6 protein-coding genes are annotated in these 7,662 nt (G+C 70.8%); 2 read left to right on the top strand and 4 right to left on the bottom strand.

Annotated features, from left to right (window positions below; all coding sequences use genetic code 11):
* Window positions 1–395: 395 nt before the first annotated feature.
* Window positions 396–584: a DUF397 domain-containing protein gene (locus E1293_RS21550; protein WP_243716366.1), complete on the bottom strand. Its 189-nt coding sequence runs from the start codon at window positions 582–584 to the stop codon at window positions 396–398.
* A 294-nt stretch (window positions 585–878) separates the two neighbouring features.
* Window positions 879–1,751, bottom strand: a complete 873-nt coding sequence (locus E1293_RS21545; RefSeq protein ID WP_132199245.1) for a helix-turn-helix domain-containing protein — start codon at window positions 1,749–1,751, stop codon at window positions 879–881.
* Window positions 1,752–2,611: 860 nt separating this feature from the next.
* Here E1293_RS21545 and E1293_RS21540 point away from each other — a divergent pair.
* Complete coding sequence (locus tag E1293_RS21540) at window positions 2,612–4,225, top strand: cyclic nucleotide-binding domain-containing protein (RefSeq protein ID WP_165978337.1); 1,614 nt, start codon at window positions 2,612–2,614, stop codon at window positions 4,223–4,225.
* Window positions 4,226–4,303: 78 nt separating this feature from the next.
* Here E1293_RS21540 and E1293_RS21535 read toward each other — a convergent pair whose 3' ends face one another.
* Window positions 4,304–5,626, bottom strand: a complete 1,323-nt coding sequence (locus E1293_RS21535) for a sensor histidine kinase (RefSeq protein ID WP_132199248.1) — start codon at window positions 5,624–5,626, stop codon at window positions 4,304–4,306.
* Window positions 5,627–5,818: 192 nt separating this feature from the next.
* Between E1293_RS21535 and E1293_RS21530 the strand changes: the two genes are divergently transcribed.
* A complete protein-coding gene (locus E1293_RS21530) occupies window positions 5,819–6,700 on the top strand; it encodes a LysR family transcriptional regulator (protein WP_132199243.1) in 882 nt (293 codons plus the stop codon).
* Here E1293_RS21530 and E1293_RS21525 read toward each other — a convergent pair whose 3' ends face one another.
* Window positions 6,701–7,630 (bottom strand): glycerophosphodiester phosphodiesterase, encoded by a 930-nt coding sequence (locus E1293_RS21525; RefSeq protein WP_132199242.1) that lies wholly within the window; start codon window positions 7,628–7,630, stop codon window positions 6,701–6,703.
* Window positions 7,631–7,662: the final 32 nt, after the last annotated feature.

The raw sequence follows: 7,662 nt of genomic DNA, 5'->3' as shown, positions 1-7,662 counted from the left end.
GAGCGGGGCGTGGCGGGGGACGAGGCCAGGACGGGGACGGCTACGCCGGCCAGCGCCACGGCCCCGGCGACGGCGGCGCCCCAGATGGCCGGCCTGTGTTCACGCAGCATGCATGTCCTTCCGGTGAAGGTGGTGTCAGACGAGGCCCGCCGTCTGGACGGCGGGAACGGTCGGCCCCCGGTCGTCGCCGGGGGCCGCTGACGCCCAAAGCTAGATGCGCTTCCCGCACCGGAACAGGGTGATCAGGGATGGTTCAGGGTGGATTCAGGGTTCGCTCAGGGTCGGGCAGGAATCCACCGTGAGCCGGAAGCCTTGTCAAGAGTCGCCAGTAAATACGTCACAGCGTCGTGGTGTCCGACAATTCTTGAGAGGGGCGGGGAAATGAGTCTCGTGACTCAGCGGCCGTCCAGGTTTCCGTTCTGGATCGCGTTCACGAGGGCGTGCCACTGACCGGGAGCGAGGGCGAGGACGCCGGCGGAGCGATCGTGCGAGTCGCGCACCAGCACCGACCGGCCCGACGCGGCCACCTCCACGCAATCGTCAGCGGAGGAGCTCGCGCTGCTCTTGCGCCAGCTCAAGGTCACTCCCAGATTCGACCGGTACTCCATCCAGCAACCTCCGTCCATTGCCGGCGGGTTCCGCCACAGCCACTGATCGGACGGGGGCACACGCCGGGCGAGGGCAATGCAGGGCACGACAAACCACGACCTTGTGGATAATTTCCCGATCACGAGTGTAAACGGTTCTACTTATCCCGCCTACAAGGGAACACAAGATCACCCTGCGTGTTATGACGGCCACTCGCCTTGTGGGTGCCGGATGCGGCGGTCACCTCCCGGTCGTGTCGAGTTGCGGGCGCTGAGTCAGGTGGGTCCCGCTCAGGCCATGAGGTCTTCGGCGGCCTGCCGCATCAGCGCGATCGACTCGTCGGCCGGCAGGGTCTGCTCCAGCAGGAGCTCGAAGGTGTCGCGGTACTCGGGGAGCCTGTCGTCCTCGCCGGTGATCATCACGCTCGCACCCGACCGTCCCTCCAGGTACAGGATGTCGTCGAGGTCGCCGTCGAACTCCAGGATGCTGAACGGCCCCTCCAGGCCGAGGTGTGCCCCGGCCTTGAAGGGAATGATCCTGACCGTCAGCCGATCGTCCCGCTCGGCCCAGTCCGTGATGTGGTGCAGCTGGGCCGGCATGATCGCGGGGTCGACCCCGATGCCGACATGGCGGCGGATGACCGCCTCGTCGACGATGTAGTGCTGGCGCGGCGGGCTTTCCCGCTTGGCGAGCTCCTGCTGCCGCTGGATGCGCAGTTTCGCCGCGAGCACCCGCGCCTGCTCGGACACCTTGCCGGTGGAGAGGACCTCGGCGTACTCGGGCGTCTGGATGAGCCCCGGGATGACCGTCCCGTGATACTGCCGGATGAAGGCCGCCCCCGCGGAGTACCCCACGTAGTTGAGGAAGTCGGGGTCGAGGTCGCCTCGGTAGACGTTCCACCAGGCGGGCTCCCGCGCGCCCCGGGCGAGCGTCTGCAGCCGCTCCTGCCGCCCCTCGGAGGTGACGTCGTACACCGACAGCAGGGCCTGCAGGTCGGTGCGGGTGATGGCGTTCTTGCCGCCCTCGACCCTGATCACCTTGGACGGGGACCACTCGAGCTGCCGCGCCACCTGCTCCTGCGTCAGCTTCTTCTCTTTGCGCAGGCGGACGAGCTCGGTGCGAAGCAGCGCGCTCTGGACTATGGGCCCCTGGTCACTGGTCATTGTTCTCACTCTAAGTAGTCGATGCAACCGGACTGAATGCCATGTGGCAGGAGGATACCTGGCAATGCAGCTGACGTCATAGCGCCACCTGCACAGACGGTGAGATCTTCGCCCCACGCCCCAGACCCCGCCATATCGCCCAAAACTCGCACCCACAGCTTTCAGACTGCTGCATACCGGGAAACAATGTTGTAATGTGCTAGGTAGCAGATTAGCAGACGCCGACTTGCGAGAGGGCGTCCTGCTAGGTTCAGAGCACAGGCACTTGACACAGGGTGATCCGAGGACGAGGGCGAGGCGGCGTTCCCCCGGCCAGGACCCCACCGGCGGCCACGGGGCCACGCACACGGCCGGCGGACGAAAGGACGAACGAGAACGCCGCACGGGGAGGCCGCGACGGGGGTTACGAGACTTCGGCAGCGCGAAGAAGAGAAGAGAAGAACAGAGTCGCCCGCCGCTTCCCGCCGATCACCGGTCTGGCAGCCAAGTCGATCGCAGGAGAGCGGAGAGCGACTCCCAGGGCCGCACGAAACGTCCGGGCCGGTCTGCGCAGATCGCCTGCGGAGACGCAGAAAGATCCGGGCTGACCTGCCAAAACGTTTCTGCGGACTCACCCAGTCTAACCGCGGTCACGCGGTGCGGGCTATAGGTGATGTGACTTCGGCCACCCCTGAACCGGATCCGGGACACCCCGGAAACCCGGCCGGACACCGGAGCCACGCTTCGAGGCATGGGGTTCTTGACATGTCAAGACAGCAGATTCCTTCCCCGACCATTGCCGTCCACCCCACCCATCCGACCGGCACGGGCATGCCCGCGGGCACGGCCGCCGGATGGAACCGCCGCCCCCGGAGGTGCCCGTGAACGAGCACGCGCGCCACCACGACCCCGACCAGATCACCCCCGCGGAGGTCGTCCCCCAGCAGCGGAACGTTCCGCAGGCCGAGACCGTCCCGCAGGCCGAGGACGCCCTCCCGGCCCAGACCGTCCGGCAGCCGGCCCCTGCCCGGCGCTCCGGGTTCTGGCCGGGCCTCACCACCATCGAGCGGGCCGCGTTCCTCGCGTCCGCGCAGGAAATCGTCTACCCCGCAGGCACGGTGCTGTGGACGGAGGACCAGGTCGCGGACCACACCATCGTGATCAAGGCGGGCTCGGTCCGGGTCTGCGTGGAACGCGACGGGCGCGAGCGGTTCATCGCCTTCCGGGGGCCCGGCGACATTATCGGCGAGCGCGCCGCGCTGCTGCTGCGCACCCGCTCCGCCACCGTCGTCGCCATGGAGCGGCTGCACGCCCTCCGCATGACCACGCGGGAGTTCGTGACGTACCTGAGCGACCACCCGCGCGTGGTCGCCGTCCTGGAACGCGAGATGTACGACCGGCTCACCGAGCAGCACGGCCCGGGGCAGCCGCCGCAGCGCGTCCACTACCCGGCCGGCGCGACGCACCCGTACGGCCCGGCCGCGCAGTACGGGACGCCGCGGCCGTACGCGTCGGCGCACGTGCCGGTCCTCCCGCAGTACCCGTACGCGATGACCGGCCCCTTCACGGTCGCCGACCCCTACAGCACCGCCGGCGGCTACGCGGTCCCCGATCCGTACAACACCTACGCGGTCGCCGACCCGTACGCCGCCGCGGGTCCCTACGCCATGGCCGGCCCGTACGCGGTGCCGGGCCCGTACGGGACGCCCGACCCCCGCGCCGGCGGCTCGGCCTTCCGGATGGAACCGCCCGCCGCACCGGCACCCGTCCCCAGCGCGCCCACCCGCGCCGTGCCGACCCGCGCCGAACGGGCCGCGCGCTCCATCGCGGCGGTCGTCGAGCCGTCCCTCGACCAGCCCACGCAGCCCATGGCCGTTCCCGGCCGGGGCGGCGCATCCTGGGCGGGCGCGAACTGCACCATCGTCTACACCGACGTCGCCGGGTTCAGCTCACCGGCCCGCAACGACGCCGACCGGCTCGGCGTGCGCCGCGCCATGTACAACGCCCTGCAGGAGGCGTTCGACGACTCCGACGTCCCCTGGGACGACTGCCACGTCGAGGACCGCGGCGACGGCGCGCTGATCGTCCTCCCGCCCGAGGTGCCGACGGCCGCGGTGATCGACCCCATGTTCGTGTCGCTCGGCACGCGGCTGCGGCGCCACAACCACCGGTCGAGCGGGGCGGTCCGCGTCCAGCTCAGAGTCGCGGTGAACGTCGGGCCGGTGATGACCGAGACCGATCCGGCCGGCGTGTCCGGCTGGTCGATCATCACGGCGGCCCGGCTGCTGGACGCCCCGCCGCTGAAGCAGCGGCTCGCCGCGACCGGCGCCGACCTCGGCGTCATCGCGTCCCGGTTCGTCTACGACTCGGTGATCGTCCCCAGCCCCGGCCCGGTGCGCGCCGCCGAGTACGAGCGGATCAGCTGCCGGGTGAAGGAATCGCGCCTCGAAGGCTGGATCCACCTGTACGGCGTTCCCGCCCGGCCGGCCGGCTGACCGGCGGCCCCCAGGGGCGTCCCGCCCCACGACCCCGCGTGCACCGTCGCCGCGGGGTTCTTCGCGTCCGCCCCCGCTTCATGGTGACGGGCGGACGTCGTGGTTGCGGGGGATCCGGGCGACGAATCGGGCGCCTCGGGCGCTGTCCTCGATGGTCAAGGATCCGCCGTGCATTTGGGCGATCTCGCGGGCGATGGGCAGGCCGAGGCCGGTTCCGGCCGGATCGCGGGCCTTGCTGTCCGCCAGCCGGGCGAAGCGCTGGAAGACGAGGTCGCGGTTCTGCTCGCCGACGCCGACGCCGTCGTCGAGGACCTCCAGCACGGCGATGCCGTCCTCCCGGGAGACGGTGATGTCGACCCGCGAGTCGGCGTGCCGCTCCGCGTTGTCCAGCAGGTTCGTCAGCAGCCGGACGAGCCGCAGCCGGTCGCCGCGCACCGTCACGCCGTCCTGCAGATGCGGGACGATCCGCTTCGTCCGGTCGGACCTCGCCACCTCGATGGTGACCAGCGCGCCGAGGTCGATCGTCTCGACGTCCTGCCAGGCGGTGGCGTCCAGCCGGGCCAGTTGCAGCAGGTCGGTGACGATCGCCTGGAGCCGTTCCAGGCTCTGCAGGACGATCCGTGCCGTCCGCGGCCAGTCGACGTCGTCCGGGTACAGCAGCGCCTCCTCGATCTGGGCGCGCGCGGCGGCGATGGGGCTGCGCAGGTCGTGGGACGCGTCGGAGGTGAAGCTGCGCTGCCGTTCGAGGGCCCCGTCGAGGCGGTCGAGGGTCGCGTTCGCGGCCTGCGCGAGGCTCCTGATCTCGTCCCGGTTCTGCGGCACGGTCACCCGGCGGCCCGACTGGTGGGCGGTGATCTCCGCCAGCTCGGCCCGGATCGCGTCCACCGGGGCGAGGGTCTGGTCGACCGTCCCCCAGGCGCGCAGGCACACCAGCAGCACGACCAGCAGCGACATGCTGATCAGGAAGAGCAGGAGGCCGGAGCTGACGTACCAGGGCGTGGTGGGCGCGGAGGCGTACACGACCCAGTCGCCCGCCGGCTGGTAGACGCGGAACGCGATCACCCATTCGCAGCCCGTGAGCCCGTGCGCGGGGCACAGCACCTTGGTCCGGTAGACGCCGGACTCGTCCGGGAGGAACCGGGCGATCGGCGGCCCGTCCAGCTCCCCCTTCGTGCCCGCGATGACCCGGCGCCGGTCGTCCAGGAGCTGCAGGGCGACGTCCCTCGGTGCGTCGAGCTCGCCTTGCACGCGCCCGAGCCTGACCTCGTAGGTGATCTTGAGGGCCGCGGAGCTGGCCTGGTTGCGCTTGTAGGACGTCGCGCTGCCGCGGACCCCGACGATGACCAGGGCGGTCAGGCTGGCGCAGATCAGCGCGGCGACCGTTCCGGCTATAACGGTCATCCGCACCCGTATGGACCATGTGCGCCGTCCGATCACCCGACCTCCCGCTGGGAAGGTAATCACCGGCCAGACCGAAATCAGTCCTCTGAACAGCAGTGACGCACCCAAGAGAGGCCAAAGAAATGGTTGCCGGGCACGGCGGTTCGGCAGAAGCCTGAGCGCTGGACGGACGCCCGATTAGCATGTCCGGTTATGGAGCTGCGCCAGTTCGAGTACTTCGTGGCCGTCACCGAAGAGGCGAGCTTCACCAAGGCCGCCGCCCGCCTGCACGTCGCCCAGCCGGGGGTGAGCGCCCAGATCCGGCAGCTGGAACGGGAACTGGGGCAGCCGCTGCTCGACCGGTCCGGGCGGACCGTCCGGCTGACCGAGGTCGGCGCCGCCGTCCTCCCCTACGCGCGGGCGGCGCTCGCCGCCGTCGAAGGCGCCCGGCTGTCGGTGGACGAGCTGACCGGCCTGCTCCGCGGGCACGCCACGATCGGCACCATCGACTGGATCCGGTCCCTCGACCTTCCCGGCATGCTGGCCGATTTCCACCGCGACCATCCGAACGTGGAGATCACGGTCGTCCAGCAGGACGCCGCCACACTGGCCGACGGGCTCCGCTCGGGGAGGGTCGACCTCGCGTTCCTCAGCATCGGCGCCGAACCGCCCGAAGGCATCGCGACCAGGGTCATCATCGAGCAGGACCTCTTCGCGGCCGTCGCGCACGGGCATCCGCTGGCGCGGCGGTCCACGATCTCGCTGCGGGCGCTCGCCGACGAGGACCTGATCTGCCTGCCGCCGGGGACCGGGCTGCGGGCCGTCCTGGACGGGGCCTTCGCGGACGCCGGGCTGCGCCCGCGCATCGCGTTCGAGGCCGGCGAGCCGCCCGTGCTGGCGGAGATCGCCGCGCACGGCCTCGGCGTCGCCGTCATGCCCGAGTCCGCCGCCCTCGGCCGGCCGGACGAACTGCACGCGATGCCGATCGTCCGGCCGAGGCTGAGCGGGCGGATCGCGCTCGCCTGGCGCGCCGAGGGGCCGCGCAGCCCGGCGGCGCGGGCACTGATCGCCCGCGCGCGCCAGGTGCTGCCCTGATCAGGCCGCTCGGTCGCCGGACCTCTCCAGGACCTTGCGGAGGACGTCCGGCTCGTTGGTGATGATCCCGTCCACGCCGAGGCCGACCGCCTTCTCCATGTCGGCGGAGTCGTTCAGCGTCCAGGTGAGCACGTCCATGCGGGCGTCGTGCACCTTGTCGACGTACGCCTTGGTCAGGTCGCCGTAGGTGGGGTTGATCTGGTCGGCGTACTTCGCCAGTTCCGGCAGGTCCGCGACCTTCGGGGTGCCGAGCAGGCCCGTCGGGACCTTCGGCAGGACGTCATGGAACCGGCGCACCGACTCCCAGTCGAACGACTGGACCACGAGGCGCCGCTCGCCCGGGTCGTACCGCAGCCACGACGGCGACCGCCGCAGCGCCGCGGCGATGCGCTCCTCGACGCCGGGGTAGAGCTCGGGGCTCTTGATCTCCAGCAGGAGGCCGAGGCCCTTGCCGCGCATCGCCGACAGCACCCGGCCCAGCGTCGGGACGCGCTCGTCCTCGTACTTCTTCGCGAACCACGACCCGGCGTCCAGCTTCTCGATCTCGGCGAGGGTGAAGTCGCCGACCTTCCAGGGCTTGCGGTCGGGGTAGACCTCCTCGGCGTCCGTCGTCCGGTCGAGGGTGGTGTCGTGCATGATCACGAGCTGGTGGTCCTTGGTCTCCTGGACGTCCAGCTCGAACATGTCCGCTTGCTTGGCCTCGGCCAGCCGGAACGCGGCGAGCGTGTTCTCGGGCGCGTACGCGGAGGCGCCGCGGTGCGCGACGTTCACGATGTCGGCGTCCTGCTGCGCGCGCGGACGCGGCTCAGGGGCGCCGGGGAGCGGCAGAGAGAAGATCGGGTCCGGGTCGGCGTCGGCGGCGGTCGCCGGGACGGTGAGCGCCGCCGTGGCCAGGACGGCGATGAACGCGAGACGAGTCCGTCGGTGCATCGGTCACCTTTCGGGAGCCGGGGCTGTCCGCC

Source organism: Actinomadura darangshiensis (assembly GCF_004349235.1).
Taxonomy (GTDB): Bacteria; Actinomycetota; Actinomycetes; order Streptosporangiales; family Streptosporangiaceae; genus Spirillospora; species Spirillospora darangshiensis.
This window is presented reverse-complemented; position numbering and strand designations above follow the sequence as displayed.